The sequence below is a fragment of the Coleofasciculus sp. C1-SOL-03 genome, assembly GCF_040220555.1.
Classification (GTDB): domain Bacteria; phylum Cyanobacteriota; class Cyanobacteriia; order Cyanobacteriales; family Coleofasciculaceae; genus Coleofasciculus.
This window is the reverse complement of the sequence record NZ_JAVJUO010000253.1, coordinates 1-19,579: the sequence shown is the minus strand read 5'-3', so window position 1 is coordinate 19,579 and position 19,579 is coordinate 1. Positions and strand designations below refer to the sequence as shown.

Sequence of the window (19,579 nt, the reverse complement as noted above, 5' to 3'; positions counted from 1 at the left end):
GTGGATATCAAATTATCGGGTTGTTTCCTTAAGTTTAGGTTATCGGTTGGATTGACGCAGGAAACCTAACGAAATTCAAGACTTTAATGGTGTAAGGTGTTCATTGTTGGTGGGTTACGGCGGATATCCCATTAAATGGTTGTTTCCTGGATTTAATTCCGCCTAACCCACCCTACTCTATCCCCCCTAGCCCCCCTTTTTTAGATCCCCCTTCCGTCCCCCTTAAAAAGGGGGAGACCAAAGGATGCTTCGCTTTTTTTTGCACGGGGGGAATAAAGCTCCCCTCTCCCAAGCGTGGGAGAGGGGTTGGGGGTGAGGGCTGATTGCTCAATTCGCTGTCTCTTTCCATTACATTTTTCGCTCCATCTGAGCAAAATGTTCCAATAACAATCGGTGAATAAAAATATACCCGCCTCCTACCTTCTGTAAAAAAATCTGCTGCGTCGCATAATCCAGAAATCGCGCATAGTTCCAGGGAATACAACCACTAAAATAAAGCACTAACCGCAACGTAAAATGCTGAATACACGCAATCCCCGCAGGCGAAAACAACCCAAACAGCAATCCAATCACCGCACCAAATAAAATCGGCAGCCCCACGATTTGCGCCAAACCCACCATAGCAACCACCCCAATTAAAGCAAAAATTAAGGTATTTTGTGCCGATTGCCATATCCCTTGATTGGGAACTGTACTTGTCTCAATTCCGCCTCCGGTTAATCCACGCAATAAGACGAAAATTAATCCCGTTCCTATACCACTCAATCCATACGTTAGCCCCTCAATAATCGCCTCCTGACTCGGCGTAATCAGCCAGAAAATGAGTCCACTGGTAAAACCAAATATCAATCCTACGGTTAACCCAATTCGCAATCCCGGTAATAGATTCCGTTTTGCTTTTCCCCATGACCATTTCAACGTTTCCACGGGTTCAATCTGATTCATAACCAACGCGACAATTAACCCCGCCATTAACCCGCCGCCGAGTCCCATAATTAATCCTGCCAATAGAGTAATTTCCCGCCAAAACATAAGCTCGACATTCAGTCCCCCACCTAACCCCATAATTAATCCACCGATTAAGCCAACTCCTAGAGAATACAGCCATTTTTGCGCTTTAGTGTCTAACCAACTCGGCTGCAATCGCTCAATTAAAAATACGGTTTCTGAGTCTTGATGCATCCGTTTTGCCAACCAACTTAACCCGTTAATTACCTGCTCTTGACTATATTTTCCTTGACCCCGCCTGCGCTTAAACATCCGCTGAATGTACCGATCAAATAAATGCTTCCGCCAGTCGTCTAAACCACTCCTTTGCGGTAACTCATCTAGGGATATTCCCTGATACGCTAGGGTGATAATACTTAACATTAACGGGGATTGGGCTAAGTCTTGTAAGGTGCTATCCGATCGCAGAACTTGGCGCACTACTGTAAGTTGCGTCCCAGCGCTATTCAAATAGCGATCAATTTGGGCTAAAGTAAGCGGTTGCAGACAAATCGCGGCTTGTAAATTTAGACGCTGCTGTAGGGCTTGATAATCGCGAATTCGACTACAAACCACGAGTTCAGTTGTGCCATGTTCGCTACTAAATTGATTGATGGCGGTGACACAAGCCTCTCTTAATGTAATACTTACTTCGTCTAACCCATCCAATAAAAGCAACAGTTCTCCCGAATCAATCCAGGTTTGACCAATATCTTTCGATACTTGATATTTGGTATGCAGTTCGTTAACTAACCAGTCAGCAATGGTTTGTTTTCCCCCCGTCCAAGAGGATAAATTAAAGACCACAGGAATCGGATGATTACTATCAACATCCGCCTGATCCAATAGATCGCGGGTTAATTCTAAAAGCGTCGTCGTTTTACCACTTCCCGGTTCCCCTAAAATCAAGAGCGATCGCCCCTCCCCCATCGCCAGAAACTTCTCACTGACTTTGATTCCCGGTAATAGGGTTTGCTGGAATTCCCCGGAACCCTCCCAAACCAATTCCCAAGGGCGTTCGACTAAATCGAGGCGTTCTTCTAAGCCTAGTTCAATTAAGACGCGACCATGCAATGAGGTTTCTAATACCCCTTTGATCCAATAGTTTCTCACTTTATTGAGTAATATGTGGCGAAACTGTACATCCTGGCGAGTTTGTTTCAGTTTGGGTTTGGACGGAGAATGTGTGGGTGAATAGGTTCTATTTTCTGAGGATACAGGTTGAATTAAATAACTCGGTACAGGGTCGGTAATATTTTTTAACGACAAATTCCCTAAAAATGTAGTCGGTAACTGTAAATGGTTTTTGACCAAATCATACACAATCTGAGAAATACAAATTCCTCCCGGTTGTGCCTTCCCTTCTAAACGGGCAGCAATATTCACCCCATTGCCCATGACATCGCCTTCACTGACAAAGACATCGCCTAAGTGAATGCCAATCCGATGTAAAATAATGTCATTCTCCGATAAAGTTTGGGCAGCTTGAGCCAAGGATTTCTGAATTTCAATCGCACAATCTACCGCCAGAACCGCACTGGGAAAATACATCAATAAGCCATCCCCAGTAGACTTAATCGTCTGTCCAGAAAACTGCTGACACAATCGCCGCATTAACTCTAAATCCCGGTGAATTAAGTCTAGAGTATGTTCTTCATCCGCCGACATTCTGGCGCTAAAACCTACGCCATCGGTAAACGCGATCGCGGCTAGGGTGCGCTGAGTCTGAAGCTGAGACGGTAAACTGTTTACAGTTCTCATGGGACGAGGTAAAGGTTGACTCGGTAAGGGGATTGTCGCACTAGAGGGTAAGGCGGCGATCGCGTCTAATACCTCTCTCACATTGTCATAGCGATCGCGGATATCTTGACACACCATTTTCGCTAAAATGTTATGAAATAATGAAGCTTCGGCTACCTGATCTCGCCACAGTATCTCACCGGTTTTCGGATCAGTTGGCAAGTGATGGGGTAATACCCCAGTTAAGGCTTGAATCCCCAACATTCCCACCGCATGAATATCGCTACTAAAACGCGGTTTTCCCGCACATTGTTCGGGCGGCATATAACCGGGTGTACCAATAGCAATCGTCACCTCTGTTGGGGAACTTGTTGCCGTAGTCACCTGTTTAACCGTACCAAAATCAATTAAAATAATCTTGCCATCCGCTGCCCGTCGAATTAAATTAGAGGGTTTAATATCCCGATGAATCACCTGATGTTGATGAACAATGTTTAAGATTTCTAAGATATCCCAGACTAACTGAATCGCCTGCATCTGATCCAATCGGCGTCCAGCCGCTAACTCGTGACGTAAATCATCCCCTTCAATATGTTCTTGAACTAAATAAAATTGCTGATTATCTTCAAAATGGGCTAAAAGCTGAGGAATTTGGTCATGATTCCCCAATTGATACAAAACCCGTGCCTCAGTATCAAATAGGCGGCGAGACGCCTCTAACATAGAGGGATTCGCCACCTGCGGCTTCAGTTGCTTAACCACACAATAAGGATATCCGGGTAAATCGCGATCGCGTGCCAGGTAGGTTTCGCCAAACCCCCCACGTCCCAAAGGTTGGATAATTTCATAGCGCCCCCGTAGTCGTGTTCCAATCATAAGATTTGTGTAGACTCTCAGCAGGTTTTACTGACGGCACAAGTGATATAATTTTGCCATAGCCCCTCGAAAAAGCACGTTCCGTCTCAATCGTAACGCCAACAAGATTTTCTTAACATTCCGCTGCCTTTTCCACGCATCATATTAAGAAAAATGAACATCCAATCCCTAGGTTTTTCAGTCAACGGCTTCACGGCTGCCGGAGTCGTATTAACCACAACCCTTACCACCCTACCCACATCGGTTCAAGCCATCACCTTAGTCAATCAACGCACAGCCTTAAACGGGAATGACTCTGTTGAATGGTCGAGTTTAGGCAAAGTCTTTCCTCAGGCTGTCTTACCGAGTACCTTTGACGCCACCTCGGAGGTGGGGTTAGGGCTAAATGTCCAAATCCCACCGCCTACACCAGGCATTACACAGCCATTCGTATTTCAAACCTTACCCCTACCCAATGGCATCCCCACCAATTTTACTCCCGGCGATTTTCTCCTGTTTACAGGCTTTAATCCAGGTCTTTTTCCCTCTCCTGGCAATTCAGGTCCATTAACCATTACGTTTGATACCCCTGTCAAAGGCGCTGGAACTCAGATTGCTGTAGACGATACGTTTTCCTTCACCGCTTATGTCACTGCCTTTGATTCTGAGGATACATTACTCGGCAGTTTCTCAGTACCTGGAACATCGTCGTTAGAGTTGGATAATTCAGCCGCGTTTCTGGGTATACTCAGCGACAAACCGAACATCAAGCGCGTCATTTATAGCACGTCTGAGTCAGATCGCGCCTTCGCCATCAACACCCTCAGTTTGAACACAACCCCTGTTCCTGAACCGAGTAGTCTCGCGGCGCTGGGACTTTTGAGTTTGGGTGCATTTGCCGTAAAATTATATAGCCGTTATAAAAGTACGTAACCATTTTCTGTAGGGGCGGGTTTCACGATTATCATTTCTGACCTCACCCAGATATGACTAAACCCGCCCCGATTTGATCCTTTTTATCTATAAACGACATCATCGGAGTTGGGCAAAGCATTTGGGTAAACTATTTGGGACAAGTATCATAAGATAGTTCCCCAAATGCGAGAACCCCTACATAAACAAATGACAAATGACGAATGACGAAGGACGAATAACCAATCTCTGGACATCGGCTGATCATGCGCTATCTTATTTAGAGCGATCTGATAAGTTACCCCATCGCAGTGAAGGTGAAGCCGTTGTCTTAGAAGAAGTTCCTAAAACGGTCAAACGTATCCTCGACTTAGGCACTGGCGATGGACGCCTGCTGGCACTTCTGAAAATAGATCGCCCTCATGCCGAAAGTATCGCGATCGATTTTTCACCCACGATGCTTGATGCTGCCAAACAGCGCTTTGCTGGGGATGAGACGGTAAAAATCAGGGCACATGATTTAGATTATCCCTTGCCCGAGTTAGGTACATTTGACGCGATCGTTTCTAGCTTTGCGATTCATCACCTAACTGATGAACGCAAGCATTCCCTCTATGCGGAACTCTTTAACCTGCTAGAACCCGGTGGTATTTTTTGTAACTTAGAACACGTTGCCTCTCCCACACCAGCACTCCATGAACATTTCCGTGCTTGTATGGGGATTGCTGACAAACCCGATGATCCCTCGAATAAATTATTAGATGTAGAAACTCAACTGAAATGGCTACGAGAAATCGGTTATACTGATGTCGATTGTTACTGGAAATGGCTAGAACTGGCGCTTTTGATTGGTAAAAAACCGCCTACAATGGAAACGTGAAAATCAAGTGTAGGGGCGGGTTTGACTGATAACCTTTAGTCATTAGCCGATATCTTGACTAAACCCGCCCCAACCGAGTTTTAGACGTAGCCTGCTACGTCTCTACAGTTGCAGCATTTACTGATTCCACACTTCATCAATAGGCGGTGGTTCAGGGGGTAGGGGGCGTGATGAAAGGGGCTTTTCATTCGTCTCTGAGGACTGATTTAAAGCGTGCATCGGATTGCTACCCCGAATAGTTCCCACCCAATTATTTTGATTTTGGGGTGCCAAGCTGGATAAGGCATTGCCTCGATCCAGCAAATAACTTAGATGATGTAACCCTTCACACAACCGATGTAAATGGGCGCAACGATACTCCGCCGCCTGCCAATCTCCAGCTTCTAGGGCTTCAGCATATCCGCGCTGTAAAGCTCTAATCAGTCTGAGTTGGGTTTCAATGATGGGATAGTTTAGAGTCATTCCTTTAGCATTAGTTGACAATTGTACGTGGTACATACCCCCTGATGCAAGCTAATCGCTTTGGACTAGATTTCTATAGCGATCGCGGTTCTGCTTCGCTGGTTATGATGAAATACATAAATTTATCCCTTGTCCCTTCTCTCTCATCCTTTTCCTGTGAGCGGAGTGTACCTCACCGAATCGCGAACCGCTATATCCTGACTCAATCATAACCCAATAACTATTGGTCATATCAATGATTTGATTCAATGCAAGTTTATGGATGAAACATTGTAATTTTATGACTCTCACCTATTGCAGGGGAGACGAACGCTCCTGTCAAGGAGTTATTATACTTATAGTAACATTGAGCTGTTGTCAACCTCACAAAGGAGCAAGCTACGCCCTTGATTTCTTGTCCATGAAGATAAAATCTACAAAGTTATCGCTAGCTTGAATCACTCCAAAGTATAAATTACTTAGAGAATAATAACCTGAACGAAAATACCAGATCTTGACCTGTATAAGAGAGCGGAGACTATCACAAACGAGGAACATCGACTTCTGAAGGCTTTTGTTTAACGTAGGTCTATTCCATCGTTCATTAATTTATAGGTTGTAGCCGGATAATTTTTATCAATTTATCCGAAAATTTAAAAATACCTGATCTATTCTTTGCTCAGAGACATTTTATGGGGCATAATCAAGCAAGTGCGATGGCGAATATACCATCGTTCGTTGTGCCAACTCAACCTAACCTCTGATCTCGAATGCAGCGAGTTGTCTTTTGTGACTTCGACGGTACGATTACCGCAGTAGAAACCTTTGCTGGGATGTTAAAGGATTTTGCGCCTGAGGTATCTGCCCAAGTGATGCCCGAACTTTACGCCAAACGGCTAACCCTACGGGAAGGGGTGCGCCGCGTCCTAGAATCAATTCCGTCCTCTCGATATCCAGATATCCTCACCTATACCCAATCTAAACCGATTCGCCCCGGTTTAGTGGAATTACTCGATTTTCTGGACGATCACAGCGTACCGTTTGTGGTGGTTTCCGGGGGATTGCGCGGTATGGTGGAGACGGTGTTGGGTCGAGAAAAGCGGGGAGAAACGTCGCTGCTAGACCGAGTGGCGGCGGTTTATGCTGTAGATCTGGATACGAGTGGCGACTATCTCCAGCCATTGTCCGAGTTTGAGGGGGATAGCGAATTGGTTACCAAAGTTCAGGTGATGGCACAACACCCAGCAGACGAACAGATTGCGATCGGGGATTCGGTAACGGATTTTAACATGGCATTGCACGCCTCTGTCGTCTTCGCCCGCGATCGCCTCAGCCAGTATCTCGATGAACGCCAAAAGCCCTACCTACCCTGGAATGACTTTTTTGATGTGCGTCAACAGCTATCCCAGCTTTGGGGAAAAACCTAAAGAATAGTAGGGCTGTAGGGGCGGGTTTTACCGATAACATTTTGGCACAAACCGATAACTTGACTAAACCCGCCCTTCTCAGAAAATAGGGGGAGAGAAAGTTCAGTCTCAAACTGTAAAGTTTTGTAAGATAAACTTTGCCAAAACTTTATTGAAAAGCCAGTTCAACTTCATCGAATTTAAAAAATAATATTTGTATGATGAAATGGTTTACTAAAAAAATAAAAGTGCGAGTAGCATCATGGTCTACCAACAAAACGATCGCGTCAAAATCATCAAAGGTTCTCTCAAAGGTCATACAGGAAAAATCGCATCTTGTAGCCATGAAGGTAGCTATTTTATTACCCGAGACTTAACCAATCAAAACATCGGTTCATCCCACCTATATGGACCCCTTCTTGGCGACGAAATTTCACCCTTAGCCTATTAAATTGACTTCACTCAAACCAATGAAAACAGGGGGATAAGAAAAAAGTCCCCCTTTAAGCTGTTGTGCATGTAAATTGGGTATTAGTAGCCAGTAAGATGCTCACACAGAGAACGAAATAATCCCCCACAATCATCTTTTCATCCTTTGCAAGCGAAAACTAACGCCTCCGTGTAAGTACCTGGACATAAATTCTGTTGCCTGTTGCCTGTTGCCTGTTGCCTAATCTCAACCATTAACTTTAATGAAAGTCCGACTACTTAATCAGTGTGATTAGCCAAGGGTTAGTAACTGGGGTTTAAATATCATCGCCAGACCAAAGAACAGCATAAACAGTCCGCCAACCAGTTTCAGTACTCTCCCTTGGTTTTCCGTGAGTCGAGTGGACTTAAACGAATAGATAAAGTTGCCTAAAATAGCCAACAGCGGCATAATGTAAATCGCCGCATACAAAGCTGTCCACGAGAGATGACACAAGCCAATTTCATCGGAGCAGTACTGTAGCAGCGTCGTCATGTAAACCGCAGGCAGAATCGCTGTACAACCCAGTTCGACAATATTAACAAAGATGGCTAATAGAACCGTCCCCGCTAATGCCGCCAGAAACATCTTGCGATCGCCTTGAGAATTTCTCAGGTTTCTGACAATCGTTCCCGCTCGTTTATTGATCGTTGACTGTTGTTTTTCTGAGAGGGATAAGGAGATAGATTTTTTGAACCAAAAATAATCCTTGATATTGATCAAACCTGCCCCAGTAATCAGAATTCCCAGAATCAGCATAAATAGAGTGCCATACTTTTCCAGAAAGACTCTACCTACCAAGACCATCAGCATGATAAAGATAAAATACATCACCGCTGACGTGATAATAAAGGTTGTCCCCACCAAGGTCATATCCTTGCGACTGCGGGTATAGGTGAGTAACGACAGCAGAATGACTAAAACCGTAAACGCACAGGGGTTAAAGCCATCAGCAAGGGCAATGGTAGAGACAAATAGGGGGAAGGGAAGCCCTTGGGCAAAGGTTTTAATTACAGCATCAGGGGTGAGGGCAAGAAACACAAATAGACTGATGATCGTTATTGCCAGTAACCCGCCAATCCAATAGCGTTTAGCTTGTCGTTTCTCAAGGGCTTTTTGCAAAAACGGATAACTACACAGATACCAGAACGGGATTAAAAAGACCTGCCACGGGGGGCTGGTTTGAATTTGTTGCTGTTGAGCCGTTGTGGGTAAATTGATTGGATCTCCGACGGCTGTTTCTATCGCTGCAATAATTTGGTTTTTGTAGCCGATATACGCTTGATGAACCGAATTGTATTCCAAGGGTCCTTCGGCTTCACTATAGCCAATGAACATTTTATCCCCAACCACAGTCCTGGGGACAGCGCCGGATGAGATGCCCCTGGCTTCTCGAAATTCCTGCCATTCCCTGGGATTGTCGTTAACCTCAAGGGACGTCACCTCAACATTTTTATTGTGTTGATCGATATAAGTCATTAAGGGCTTTTGCTTGAGGCAATGGGGGCAGGTTTTGCTGTGGAAGAAATAGACATCAACTAGATCATCACTAGCCTGGGCAACGGACTGGAGGGAAGTCACGAATACCAGACCAACCATGATGATAAAGGACAGGAGCAGTCTGCGGTAAGATTTAACCATCATTTTTTAGCGTCCTTTTTCCATGAGGAGAAATTTAGGAGACGATACTTCTACTGTAAATCCATCACCGGGCGAGGATCTGCCCTTAGAAAAAAGACGTAATAGTTCTATCTTGACAGGATGGGCATGATGTTTTAAGGCTATGAACCCACGTTTAAAAAACTAGGGTGTCTTGTCCTTGTTCCCCTGCTCTCGATCAGGCAAATGGCATACTCTTGTCAGGCTGGTGGGCAATGCCCACCCTACTGGCTCGGCAAGGTTAAAACAGTGGTCAAGTATTTCGTGAAACCCTTATGAGAGTAGCAATCCAGAAAAATTTTACCCACAACTTTAAGCTTGCCAGCCCACTACGGCATAGCAAGGGGAGCAAGCGCCAAATGCACGCTTTTCAGTGCCATTGATCCCAAAGCTGTATTTCCGGCAAGGGATCAATGGTGTAGACCCAATCCGATGAAGTCACCCCTAGGCATGACTTGGGTTCATTTTCCTGGGAATCTTCTGCCCTCTACCCTCTGCTCTCTGCCTTATCCGGCTGGATGCCCATCGTTCAGATCCCAGGAATACCAACGGTTTCGAGAGATTCGCTTACTTGTAAAGCATTGTAAAATTGAAAATTTGCCAAAATCTTCCGAAAGATTGTTGCCGATGGTGTATCACATTTGCCAAAATGCTGTATAAGTAAGAAAAGTTAATTTTTTGAATCAATTTGAAACGGAGGCATCACAATGGTTTACAAGCAGCATGAACTCGTGCAAATCACCAAAGGGTCTTTGAAAGGTCACACGGGAAAAATCGCGGCTTCCAGCCATGATGGAATCTACTTTATCCAAGGCAACTGGAATAGTCACGAAACGGGTGCTTCCAATCTGTACGGACCCCTGTTAGGAGACGAAATTACATCAGTGGCGAACTATTAAGCCTCAACTGCTCCTATAGCAGCAGAGGAGTGACGAATTGGTCATAATGCCTTGATTACCTCGATTAATACGTTTTCAGACCCCTCGATTTATATAGACCGCTTCAAGGGTGCAGCCTGAACTGGGTTGCACCTTTGTCATTGATTAGTTATTTTAAATTCTAAGCTGTCATGGGTTTAAATTGGGTATTAGTAGCGAGCAAGATGCTCGCACTACAAGGATGAGAGTCATTATTGACATTAATTAAGGTTGAAATGCCGAACAGCTTATTTCACAATAATTTATTCTAATTCGTTTTATTTATGTTTTGTCCCATCAGGCATAATTGCATGTTCTAGCTCAGCCCCTTTTAGGTTAGCTCCTTCGAGATTAGCATCCTTCAAGTTAGCATTCTTGAGATTGGCGTTCCCAAGGTTAGCATTTTTGAGGCTGGCACGCTCCAAATTAGCACCACCCAAATTAGCATTTCCCAGATTAGCACCGCTCAGGTTGGCTCTGATCAAGTTAGCATCTTTTAGGTTGACACCTACCAAGTTAGCACTCCACAGATTAGCACGCCACAGGTTAGCACCATTCAAGCTGGCACTTCGCAGGTTGGCGCTCCCCAAGCTAGCATTTCCCAGGTTAGCACCTTCCAGGTTAGCATCTCCTAAGCTAGCAGCGACTAACTCAGCACCACTGAGGTTGGCATTTTGCAAGTTAGCAACAATCATGTAGGCACGCACCAAGTTAGCATCCTCAAGGTTAGCTGCTCTTAGGTTAGTCTGTATCAGCTTGGCTCCTTCCAGGTTAGCTCCTACCAAGTCAGCCTTCTCTAAATTGATACCGCTCAAGTCGCAGCCCGGACATTCTTTGGATTGCAGCAAACTTTTGAGGACATCTTCAGGAGTTCTAAACTGTGAAGCTCGATCAACATTGACAGTCTTTTGAGGCGTTTCTATCTGTGGAGATGTGCCAGCTTTCCCACTTTGGCTACCATCCGGCATCGTTGCTCCCTGGAAATTCGCTCCTGTGATTAATGCATCCTTGAGATCGGCATTCTTGAGATTGGCATTCTTGAGATTAGCATTCTTCAAATCAGCACCTTCCAAGTCAGCGTTTTGGAGATTCGCTCGTTCCAGTCGAGTACTATTCAGCCCAGTTTCCCGCAAGTCAGCGCCCTCCAGGTTGACACCATTTAGGTTGACACGATCCAACTTGGCACGATTCAGCTTAGTTCGTTTCAGATTGACACCCCAGAGCTTAGCTCCCCAAAGGTTAGCATACTCTAGATCAGCACCTTCCAGATTGGCTCGTTCAAGGTTGGTACTGCTGAGATCAGTACCTTCCAAATCGGCTCCTACCAAGTTAGCTCTCTTCAGGTTGGCATTACTGAGTTCCGCATTTCTTAAATTAGCCCTGCTTAAGTTAGTATTTCTCAGGTCAGCTGCCCTAAGATTACCCCCGATAATCGCCTGCTCCAGATTGGCACCTTCTAAGTCAACCCTCTCTAGGTTCCCCATTAGTTCAGCACATTGGAGGTTAGCATTTTCCAAGTTAGCGTTCTCTAGATCAGCATCTGGCAACTTAGCTCCTTCCAAGTTGGAACCTTTCAAGTTAATTCCCTTGAATTTATTCAAGACAGAACCCAGGAAATAACAACCTCGACATTCACGAGTGGTTAGCAAACGCTCAAACTCGCTTTCGTCAGCTTCTATCTGTTTAATTTCCTCACAGATTTTAATAGTTCTGGTTTCCTCTCTCTTAAGTTGAGGGCTGACTGTAGTCGATTCAATTTTAGTCACCTTCTCATTCCTGGAAATCAGCAAAATTATACTCAAAGACGCCAAAATGCCTAGACCAATAAAACCGACGATAACCTTTCGCTGTTTCGCTTTTGTATCAGTTACGTCAATTACCTTCAAGGCTTCTAGGGCTTCTCTGGCATTAGCATAACGTTGTTTCACGTTAGCAGCCGTCATTTTTTTCAGCCATTTCTGAAACTGGGGATTCAGCGTTGATGATAACGACTTCAAATCTAAACGAGCATTATCATCAATTAAGTTACCAACTTCGGTGGATTTAGTTTTGGTTAACAAGCAAACCAAAGTTGCCCCCAAGCTATATAAATCAGACGCTTCAGTTAACACCCGATTAAATAGCTGCTCTGGTGGCATAAACCCAAGTGTACCTTTAATGACGCTGCTGACGGCTAAATCCTTATCTGCCAAACGGGCAAAACCAAAATCGACTAAATACACCTGAAAGCCCTGAGAACGGTCAACGAGAATGTTTTCTGGTTTAATATCCCGATGAATGATGGGCGGACTTTGCTGTTGTAAGTACACTAAAACTTCTAATACAGCAACAGCAATCTGTTTGATTTCCTGTGGATTAAAGTAACGTGGCTGGGCAAGGGAAGGTGCGTTTTTGTATTCTTGGACTAAGCAAAAGCCACTCGGCATGTCAAAGGCATCAAGGTAGCGAGGAATGTGGGGATGATTAAGTTTTTGTAAGATTTTAATTTCTGACTGATACCTATCGTACTCAGCCCAGTTCGAGCCAATCTGAGCAAACTGAAACTGTTTAATTACGACAGGAAGCTGGGTTTTAGTATTTGTTGCCAAATACGTGACACGACCTCCAGTACAATTTTGCCCTAACTCCCGTTGAACCTGATAGCCGTAGCGGTCAAAGTTTGGATAGCTGCTCATTTCCCTGATTCCGATGAGGTCTGTGCGTCGAGATAGATCAGGCGTTAACCGACTATGCTGTTAGCTTATCGTATTGAGAGCCGCGATCGCTACCTGTTCCCTGTTCCCTGTTCCCTGTTTCTTTATTTTTGAGGACGAAATTGCTGCTCAACAAGTTGTACAATAGTTTTTCTGGGAAAGAATCTCGGCAGATTAACAATAAAATTATTCTGCCACTGCCCGGTTACTACAGTACAATCATCAGCATCTAGAGCCCGGAGAATGTCCTGCACCACTACCTCCGGGGAATCAGTTTGTTGCTGTTTTAAACTCTCAGGAGCATATTCGGCAAAATTCGCCGTGGTGAAAAAGTTCGTTTCCGTTGGTCCTGGACAAGCTGCCAGAATTTTAACACCCGTGTGCTGATTTTCTGCCCAAAGCGCCTCGCTGAAACTAAGAACAAAGGCTTTAGTTGCTGAATAGATTGACAGATAAGGAAGTGGTTGAAACCCAGCAATTGAGGAGAGGTTAATAATACTTCCAGAACCTCGCTTTTGCATCTGGGGGAGAACGTGATGACTCAAGTCTACCAACGCCAGAATATTAAGCTGAATCATCTCTAGCTGTTTACGCCGAGACGTCTGACTAAAGGCACCGTAGTCGCCAAACCCAGCATTATTAATCAGTAAATCGATGGAAATATTTTTCTGATTGACTATTTCAAAAACGTGTGGGACGGCATCAGGTGCGGTAAGATCTTGGGGGATAACCTCGACTTGAATCCCATAGGTGGCTTGTAAGTCTTGGGCAAGTTGCTGTAGTTTGTCTTGGGAACGAGCCACAAGAACTAAATCGGTTGACCGTTTGGCGAGTTCCTGAGCAAATGCCGCCCCCAGCCCTGCCGACGCTCCAGTAATTAAAGCAGTGGACATTAATGTTCTATTCTTTTTAGAGATGTTTGGGTTACCATTCTTAACCTAATGTCTAGTTTAACGCATTGCCCCTAAAATGGTACATCAAAGCAGGAACTTAGCCTCAAGGAAGAGTTTACAACTCATTGTGGTTAATTAAATAAATAAAGTCTATAATTTATAGTCGTACAAAAATATCGACGTTTATTTTAATGGCGAATGTCCCGATTGAACAGAAGATTTTCAGTTTTGCTCGTAATAGTGCTGACGGTTATTTTTACTGTAGCCTGGGGAATTCACCGTCCAGTGACTGGAGACAATCAAACTGAGATTCTTTGGGATACCTGGGGCGTACCGCATGTTTACGGCAATACTACCGAGAATCTATTCCAGGCGTTTGGTTGGGCGCAAGCGGCGAGTCATGGCAATCTTATTCTCAGGTTATATGGACAGGCACGGGGTAAGGCAGCCGAGTATTGGGGTCAAGATTATTTGGACTCGGATAAGTATGTCCGCACCATGGGCATTCCCACCAGGGCGCAGGAATGGTATGAGGCGCAAGATCTAAGCATGCGGCGTTATCTGGATAGCTTTGCGGCGGGGATTAATCGGTATGCTGCCGAACATGATGACCAAATTGACGATAAGGTCAAGGTGGTGTTGCCCGTGGATGGGGTGGATGTGTTGGCACATTTACAGCGGGTGACTCATTTTAATTTTGTGGTGAATCCCCAGCGCTTGGAATCGTTGCAATCGGGAGGGTCTCAAGCGGGTTCTAATGGATGGGCGATCGCACCGTCTCATTCGGCGAGTGGGAATGCGATCCTACTGGCGAATCCCCACTTACCCTGGTCAGATTTTTACCTCTGGTACGAAGCCCAGTTAACCGCCCCAGGGATTGATGCGTATGGGGCGGCGTTGGTGGGAATGCCGATGTTATCCATTGGGTTTAATGATCAGTTGGGTTGGACAGCCACAGTTAATACTCATCGGGGTTGGACGGCTTATGAACTTACTTTGGCGGATGGGGGGTATGAATTTGATGGGCAAGTTCGTTCCTTTGCAAGCGAAACCCAAACTCTAAAGGTAAAGCAGGAAAATGGAACATTAGCGGAACAGGAATTGGTGATTCGGCGGTCGATTCATGGTCCTGTGGTTACGCAGCAGGAGGGGAATGCGATCGCGTTGCGGGTGGTGGGGTTAGACCAACCTCAGTTAATGGCACAGTTGTGGGATATGGTGCGATCGCGTAATCGCCAAGAGTTTGAGACAGCCGTCGCCCGTTTGCAACTGCCCATGTTCACCATCCTCTATGCTGACCGAGATGGGCATATTTTGCATATCTTTAACGGTCAAGTACCCGTGCGTTCTCAGGGAGATTGGCAGTATTGGCAAGGTGTGGTTCCCGGCGATACCTCTGAAACCTTATGGACAAGGTATCATCCCTATTCAGAGTTACCTCGCATCCTTGATCCAAAAACGGGTTGGTTACAAAATGCCAATGATCCACCTTGGACAACTACATTCCCCCAAGCCATTAATCCTGATGATTATCCGCCCTACATGGCACCCCAATCGATGAATTTTCGCGCCCAGCGATCGGCAAAAATGTTGATGGGGGAGAATCCAATTAGTTTTGAGGAGATGATTGCCCGGAAATTCTCCTCGCGTCTAGAATTGGCAGATCGGATACTCGATGACTTAATTGCTGCAACGCGACAGTCAGGGGACGAATTAGCCAATGAAGCCGCGAATGTGTTAGCCAACTGGGATCGACGGGCAAATGCAGACAGTCGGGGGACGGTTTTGTTTGCCACTTGGGTACAATTAATGCCAAGTAGCAATCAGTTTGCTACAGGTTGGAATCCCCAATCGCCCCTAACTACCCCCGATAGTTTGGCAGATCCGGTGGCGGCGGTGAAGGTGTTAGCAGAAGCCGCCGCTAGGGTTAAATCAGGGTATGGCAGGTTAGATATCCCTTGGGGTGAGAGGGCGCGATTGCAGTATGGGGACGTGGATTTACCCGGAAGTGGCGCTTCTGGGGAGTTAGGCAGTTTCCAGGTGATTAATTTCGCCCCGATGGATGAGACAACGTTTAAATCGGTGGCTGGGGATAGTTATATTGCCGCGATCGAGTTTTCTGATCCGATTAAGGCAAGGGTACTCACGGTTTATGGCAATGCCACACAACCGGGTTCTGGGCATATTGGAGATCAGTTACCCTTATATGCAAGGAAGGAATTGCGATCAGTTTGGCGGACTCGTCAGGATATCGAAGCAAATTTGCGATCGCGGACGGTTTTTTAGGGTCAATGGCACCATCAATTTATTGCTATTGTCTTTCGCCCTCGTCGATTGCAGGATTTTTATACGTATCAATTCGATCTAAGCGATCGATGAAGTAGTGGAGTTCTTGATCAATGACATAAACATTACTGACCACTACAGTTTCTGGTGATAGATTTTCAGCTTTGCGGGAGGGAATAAGAGTACGATTTCCCTGAGAATCAACATAATAAAACTGCATAGAATTAGGCGGACGAATCCCAAGATTAGGAGAAAAGCGGGTGCGAAATTGCCCATTAGAGGGAATGGTATACAGACGAGCATTACCTTCCCATTTTTTGGGCGCTCCATCTGGTGTGTCAAAGTATAAACTGACATGACCCACAAATCCCTCTGGAATGAGATGAATTTCGGGTTTGGCTGTTTGTATATCAGGTTCAGCTTTTTGCACCTCACATCCCATGGTTAACAGTAGAATTAAGAATAGACACATCATAATCTAGACGCGATCGCAAGTCAGTTCAGTGTAGTCCCATACCTCTCATAAAAACCTGAATATCTTGCATCAAGTTCTGGCTACAAATCGCTAATTTTTCTGATAATTGTATGACTAGATCAGGATTGAGATTATGAGCATAGTTACTTCTGACAACGTGGCGAAAGCGTCGGAATTCGTCCAAGTCAATTAATATTGTCTCTGAAAGTACAGCTTGGCGAACCGTCGGGATCTCTACAGACAGTTGTTCCAATACTTGCCGATGCCAATCTGCACCTGTTGGCACGTCTCCACCTATTTCTTTAGCGATTTCATCGAAGATACGCTCTGCTCCCGTATAATAGCTTTGCATATTCAGCGCAATAGCCGCGATGAGTGCGTTTTGCATATCCTTGTCTTGAGTTTGGGGAAGTTTGTTGATCAGTCGTTGAGTTTGAGTGACTGCCTCTTTCGCCTTGTGCTAATTCCTGCTCAATGCGCTGAACCAATATAGTCATCGTCACAGTTCTATCCCTTGCTGAATAGCGGCTTGGATATGGGGAGGTGATGACTCAGCATCTATCAGGTCAATAGAGAAATGGTGTCCTCTTTCAGCCACTGTCCCAGCCCGTAGATAATAGTTTGTTTCAATGCCCCAAACGGCAAGGTCTATATCAGAATGCCAGGTCATGTGCTGGTGATCAAGCATTGAACCAAATAAAACAACGCGATTTGCGCCAAATTCCTTCTTTAGGGTAGCAGCAGCTTGGCGTGCTACTTGCCAGCCTTGCTGCTGGAGTTTTTTCATCTGGAGCAAAAACTCAGCCCTATTTTTACGGGCGGTTAGCACTCTCTTTACAATCTGTTCACGGGTTTTTGTGTCCACTATAGGCATGAGAAGCGGGGGTTTGATTAAGAAGTTGAGGGCATCTGCGATCGCGATAACTAGCCGACTCTTTCATTATGACGATAGCTGGGGGGTTTCGAGATATGGATTCATCCCAAGAAAGGGGGAAGAGGTATAGTGCGATCGCACAAACACTATTTTATTGATCGTAGCTGATTTACTGATATAGGCGATGATTAAAACAAAACGGTGGTCAAGTATTTTCAAGGAACCCTTATGAGAGTAGCAATCCAGAAAAATTTTACCCACAACTTTAAGCTTGCCAGCCCAGTAGGGTGGGCTATGAATTAATGTTACTCTTGTTCAGGGCGAAGGTCAGGCTCAACGTATGGTGGTGTTGATATCAAGTATGATGGGTCAAGACCAGCTCGTGTAAAAGTTTGATGGATGCTCTCAAGCTCTTCATCAATCAGATCAAGAATCTGAGTACGTCCGTAGTCATACAAGCTATAGAGGCGGCGTTCACCTAAGAACAATTCCACATCTTCAGCCGGACACAGATCTCCAGAGATTGCCTTTTCCGGTGCTTCTTTGCGGGTTAGCTCTCGCACAAATGCATCGTCTGGTGTTCCTCGTACTTGAACTACTTGTGTAGGTCTATCTTTCACGCGGATTTGGAGCGTGTCTGTTAATACACCAAAGAATTTGACAACTTCTTGGAAAAGGAGGTTTTCTGAATCTGTAGCCCTGGCGATAGGAATAGTTGTTACGTTCCCCAAGGCACGAAGCCGTGCTTCATCCTCTGGGTTGTTGTAAACCCCAGACTGCAAACTTAAGATGAAATGTTCACTCCGAGCAGCCGCCCAAGTGAGAGCCGTTCTGTAAACAGCCAGAGATGTATCTAGTTCTAGGTTTCGTTCGTCGATCAGATAGCGCATAGGAGCATATCTCCTCTATTTCCTTTCTTGTTTCACTTCCAGCCAGCAAAATTGACGATTTTGCCAGGATATAGCCAACATTAAATCAATGTGTAATTTCAGTTTTTACAAAAGCTGTTTACGAGCGGATTACTTGTTATATCATGTCCTGCAAATCACCCATAATAAAAACTTCTCCCCATCTCCTCCTCACCCTAATTATGGGTATTCAACCGGACATGATATTAGGGCTGGAAGAAAATATTCGGATTTCTTAGTCAAAGAATTAAATAGGAGCTGGTATTGGTCGCCTCAATAGTAAGCCAAGAATAATCGCTATGATCACGTAAAGGACAGAACCTAGGAACTGTAAAACTGATATGAGGAAATCCTTTATTGCATCTATAACCTCTTGCCTAGTTGGAAAACATCCCAACGACTTACAGCGTGGCGCAATACATTCTTGTGAGTCATCTACAATCCCACAAAATCTACCTGTCGCTGGATCTTTATAATAACCAACGTGCAGATTAAATACTTGTCTACCTTTTCCAGTAGTAGCGCTGGATACTTGCCGACCAACGATATTTATACGAGTAACTGGAACCCCAGGAGGTAAGCATGGTTGAAGATCACGGGATCGAGGTGCTTCAATATCAATGTGAGTTAAATTCCGACCACATAATGGTATTGATCTAGGTAGCGGAACTCTCATCCGTTGAATGGCAGGACTAACCCTGTGACTCTTGCTTAAATTTTGAATCCTGGTAGCAGGCGGTGCTTGGTCACTTGACTGGATAACATGTTCAGCAACTACATCAGCTTCACGTTCAAGGTGCTCAGATTCAACTTCTAATTCTGGTGCAACTGCAATCCGGTAACCTTCATCCCCTATCGGTTGTAGAACTTCCTTGTCGTACTTGCTTTGTAGTTGGTTACTGATAGACTTCGCCTGAACAGCCCCCATCTGCTGCACTACATGAGTCAACTCATGCGCCGTCAACTCATTATTCCCAGGTGACTTCCCTGCCCCAAAATAAACATCACTCCCATGAGTAAACGCCTGAGCGCCCAACTCCCGGTTCATCTGCACCGCTTCACCACCCGTATGCACCCGCACCCCACTAAAATCAGCCCCAAAGCGCGGTTCCATAAATCCTTTCACGTCCTCGTATATGGGAGAACCTCCCCCCTTAGACGCATACACACGACTCTCTAAATCC

At 45.2% G+C, this 19,579-nt stretch carries 16 protein-coding genes; 6 read left to right on the top strand and 10 right to left on the bottom strand.

Annotation, left to right across the window (positions count from 1 at the left end):
• Positions 1 to 348: 348 nt before the first annotated feature.
• Positions 349 to 3,603 carry a protein kinase domain-containing protein gene (locus RIE73_RS37775; RefSeq protein ID WP_446406063.1) on the bottom strand — a complete coding sequence of 1,085 codons (3,255 nt, stop codon included), beginning with the start codon at positions 3,601 to 3,603 and terminating at the stop codon, positions 349 to 351.
• Positions 3,604 to 3,756: 153 nt separating this feature from the next.
• Between RIE73_RS37775 and RIE73_RS37770 the strand changes: the two genes are divergently transcribed.
• Together RIE73_RS37770 and RIE73_RS37765 are read left to right on the top strand one after the other, a co-directional pair.
• Positions 3,757 to 4,515 (top strand): PEP-CTERM sorting domain-containing protein, encoded by a 759-nt coding sequence (locus RIE73_RS37770; protein WP_446406062.1) that lies wholly within the window; start codon positions 3,757 to 3,759, stop codon positions 4,513 to 4,515.
• Between the two features lie 196 nt (positions 4,516 to 4,711).
• Complete coding sequence (locus RIE73_RS37765; protein ID WP_446406061.1) at positions 4,712 to 5,374, top strand: class I SAM-dependent methyltransferase; 663 nt, start codon at positions 4,712 to 4,714, stop codon at positions 5,372 to 5,374.
• Between the two features lie 117 nt (positions 5,375 to 5,491).
• Here RIE73_RS37765 and RIE73_RS37760 read toward each other — a convergent pair whose 3' ends face one another.
• Positions 5,492 to 5,836 carry a hypothetical protein gene (locus tag RIE73_RS37760; protein ID WP_446406060.1) on the bottom strand — a complete coding sequence of 115 codons (345 nt, stop codon included), beginning with the start codon at positions 5,834 to 5,836 and terminating at the stop codon, positions 5,492 to 5,494.
• Between the two features lie 749 nt (positions 5,837 to 6,585).
• Here RIE73_RS37760 and RIE73_RS37755 point away from each other — a divergent pair.
• A complete protein-coding gene (locus RIE73_RS37755; RefSeq protein WP_446406059.1) occupies positions 6,586 to 7,242 on the top strand; it encodes an HAD-IB family phosphatase in 657 nt (218 codons plus the stop codon).
• 241 nt (positions 7,243 to 7,483) lie between these two features.
• Positions 7,484 to 7,672, top strand: a complete 189-nt coding sequence (locus RIE73_RS37750; protein WP_446406058.1) for a hypothetical protein — start codon at positions 7,484 to 7,486, stop codon at positions 7,670 to 7,672.
• 270 nt (positions 7,673 to 7,942) lie between these two features.
• On the opposite strand, the gene RIE73_RS37745 is transcribed toward RIE73_RS37750, so the two are convergent.
• Positions 7,943 to 9,169 carry a glutaredoxin family protein gene (locus RIE73_RS37745; protein WP_446406057.1) on the bottom strand — a complete coding sequence of 409 codons (1,227 nt, stop codon included), beginning with the start codon at positions 9,167 to 9,169 and terminating at the stop codon, positions 7,943 to 7,945.
• An 887-nt stretch (positions 9,170 to 10,056) separates the two neighbouring features.
• On the opposite strand from RIE73_RS37745, the gene RIE73_RS37740 reads away from it, so the two are divergent.
• Positions 10,057 to 10,248 (top strand): hypothetical protein, encoded by a 192-nt coding sequence (locus tag RIE73_RS37740; protein ID WP_446379186.1) that lies wholly within the window; start codon positions 10,057 to 10,059, stop codon positions 10,246 to 10,248.
• Between the two features lie 296 nt (positions 10,249 to 10,544).
• Here RIE73_RS37740 and RIE73_RS37735 read toward each other — a convergent pair whose 3' ends face one another.
• On the bottom strand, positions 10,545 to 12,941 hold the full coding sequence (locus tag RIE73_RS37735; RefSeq protein ID WP_446406056.1) for a pentapeptide repeat-containing protein: 2,397 nt from the start codon (positions 12,939 to 12,941) through the stop codon (positions 10,545 to 10,547).
• 122 nt (positions 12,942 to 13,063) lie between these two features.
• On the bottom strand, positions 13,064 to 13,852 hold the full coding sequence (locus tag RIE73_RS37730) for an SDR family NAD(P)-dependent oxidoreductase (RefSeq protein WP_446406055.1): 789 nt from the start codon (positions 13,850 to 13,852) through the stop codon (positions 13,064 to 13,066).
• A 198-nt stretch (positions 13,853 to 14,050) separates the two neighbouring features.
• On the opposite strand from RIE73_RS37730, the gene RIE73_RS37725 reads away from it, so the two are divergent.
• On the top strand, positions 14,051 to 16,138 hold the full coding sequence (locus RIE73_RS37725) for an acylase (RefSeq protein ID WP_446406054.1): 2,088 nt from the start codon (positions 14,051 to 14,053) through the stop codon (positions 16,136 to 16,138).
• Positions 16,139 to 16,163: 25 nt separating this feature from the next.
• On the opposite strand, the gene RIE73_RS37720 is transcribed toward RIE73_RS37725, so the two are convergent.
• From RIE73_RS37720 to RIE73_RS37700, 5 genes are all read right to left on the bottom strand, one after another.
• Positions 16,164 to 16,613: a DUF6843 domain-containing protein gene (locus RIE73_RS37720; protein WP_446406053.1), complete on the bottom strand. Its 450-nt coding sequence runs from the start codon at positions 16,611 to 16,613 to the stop codon at positions 16,164 to 16,166.
• 25 nt (positions 16,614 to 16,638) lie between these two features.
• Entirely contained in the window at positions 16,639 to 17,001 is a 363-nt protein-coding gene (locus RIE73_RS37715) for a ribonuclease toxin HepT-like protein (RefSeq protein WP_446406052.1), read from the bottom strand.
• 111 nt (positions 17,002 to 17,112) lie between these two features.
• Positions 17,113 to 17,487, bottom strand: coding sequence for a nucleotidyltransferase family protein (locus RIE73_RS37710; protein ID WP_446406051.1), 375 nt, complete (start codon positions 17,485 to 17,487; stop codon positions 17,113 to 17,115).
• Between the two features lie 305 nt (positions 17,488 to 17,792).
• Complete coding sequence (locus tag RIE73_RS37705; protein WP_446406050.1) at positions 17,793 to 18,377, bottom strand: hypothetical protein; 585 nt, start codon at positions 18,375 to 18,377, stop codon at positions 17,793 to 17,795.
• 265 nt (positions 18,378 to 18,642) lie between these two features.
• Positions 18,643 to 19,579: eCIS core domain-containing protein (locus RIE73_RS37700; RefSeq protein WP_446406049.1), on the bottom strand; the 937-nt coding region annotated here is incomplete at its 5' end.

Coding starts and splice junctions, on each gene's coding strand:
- RIE73_RS37775 (WP_446406063.1), bottom strand. CDS start 3,603: ATGATTGGAACACGACTACGGGGGCGCTATGAAATTATCCAACCTTTG.
- RIE73_RS37770 (WP_446406062.1), top strand. CDS start 3,757: ATGAACATCCAATCCCTAGGTTTTTCAGTCAACGGCTTCACGGCTGCC.
- RIE73_RS37765 (WP_446406061.1), top strand. CDS start 4,712: ATGACGAATGACGAAGGACGAATAACCAATCTCTGGACATCGGCTGAT.
- RIE73_RS37760 (WP_446406060.1), bottom strand. CDS start 5,836: ATGACTCTAAACTATCCCATCATTGAAACCCAACTCAGACTGATTAGA.
- RIE73_RS37755 (WP_446406059.1), top strand. CDS start 6,586: ATGCAGCGAGTTGTCTTTTGTGACTTCGACGGTACGATTACCGCAGTA.
- RIE73_RS37750 (WP_446406058.1), top strand. CDS start 7,484: ATGGTCTACCAACAAAACGATCGCGTCAAAATCATCAAAGGTTCTCTC.
- RIE73_RS37745 (WP_446406057.1), bottom strand. CDS start 9,169: ATGACTTATATCGATCAACACAATAAAAATGTTGAGGTGACGTCCCTT.
- RIE73_RS37740 (WP_446379186.1), top strand. CDS start 10,057: ATGGTTTACAAGCAGCATGAACTCGTGCAAATCACCAAAGGGTCTTTG.
- RIE73_RS37735 (WP_446406056.1), bottom strand. CDS start 12,941: ATGAGCAGCTATCCAAACTTTGACCGCTACGGCTATCAGGTTCAACGG.
- RIE73_RS37730 (WP_446406055.1), bottom strand. CDS start 13,852: ATGTCCACTGCTTTAATTACTGGAGCGTCGGCAGGGCTGGGGGCGGCA.
- RIE73_RS37725 (WP_446406054.1), top strand. CDS start 14,051: ATGTCCCGATTGAACAGAAGATTTTCAGTTTTGCTCGTAATAGTGCTG.
- RIE73_RS37720 (WP_446406053.1), bottom strand. CDS start 16,613: ATGATGTGTCTATTCTTAATTCTACTGTTAACCATGGGATGTGAGGTG.
- RIE73_RS37715 (WP_446406052.1), bottom strand. CDS start 17,001: ATGCAAAACGCACTCATCGCGGCTATTGCGCTGAATATGCAAAGCTAT.
- RIE73_RS37710 (WP_446406051.1), bottom strand. CDS start 17,487: ATGCCTATAGTGGACACAAAAACCCGTGAACAGATTGTAAAGAGAGTG.
- RIE73_RS37705 (WP_446406050.1), bottom strand. CDS start 18,377: ATGCGCTATCTGATCGACGAACGAAACCTAGAACTAGATACATCTCTG.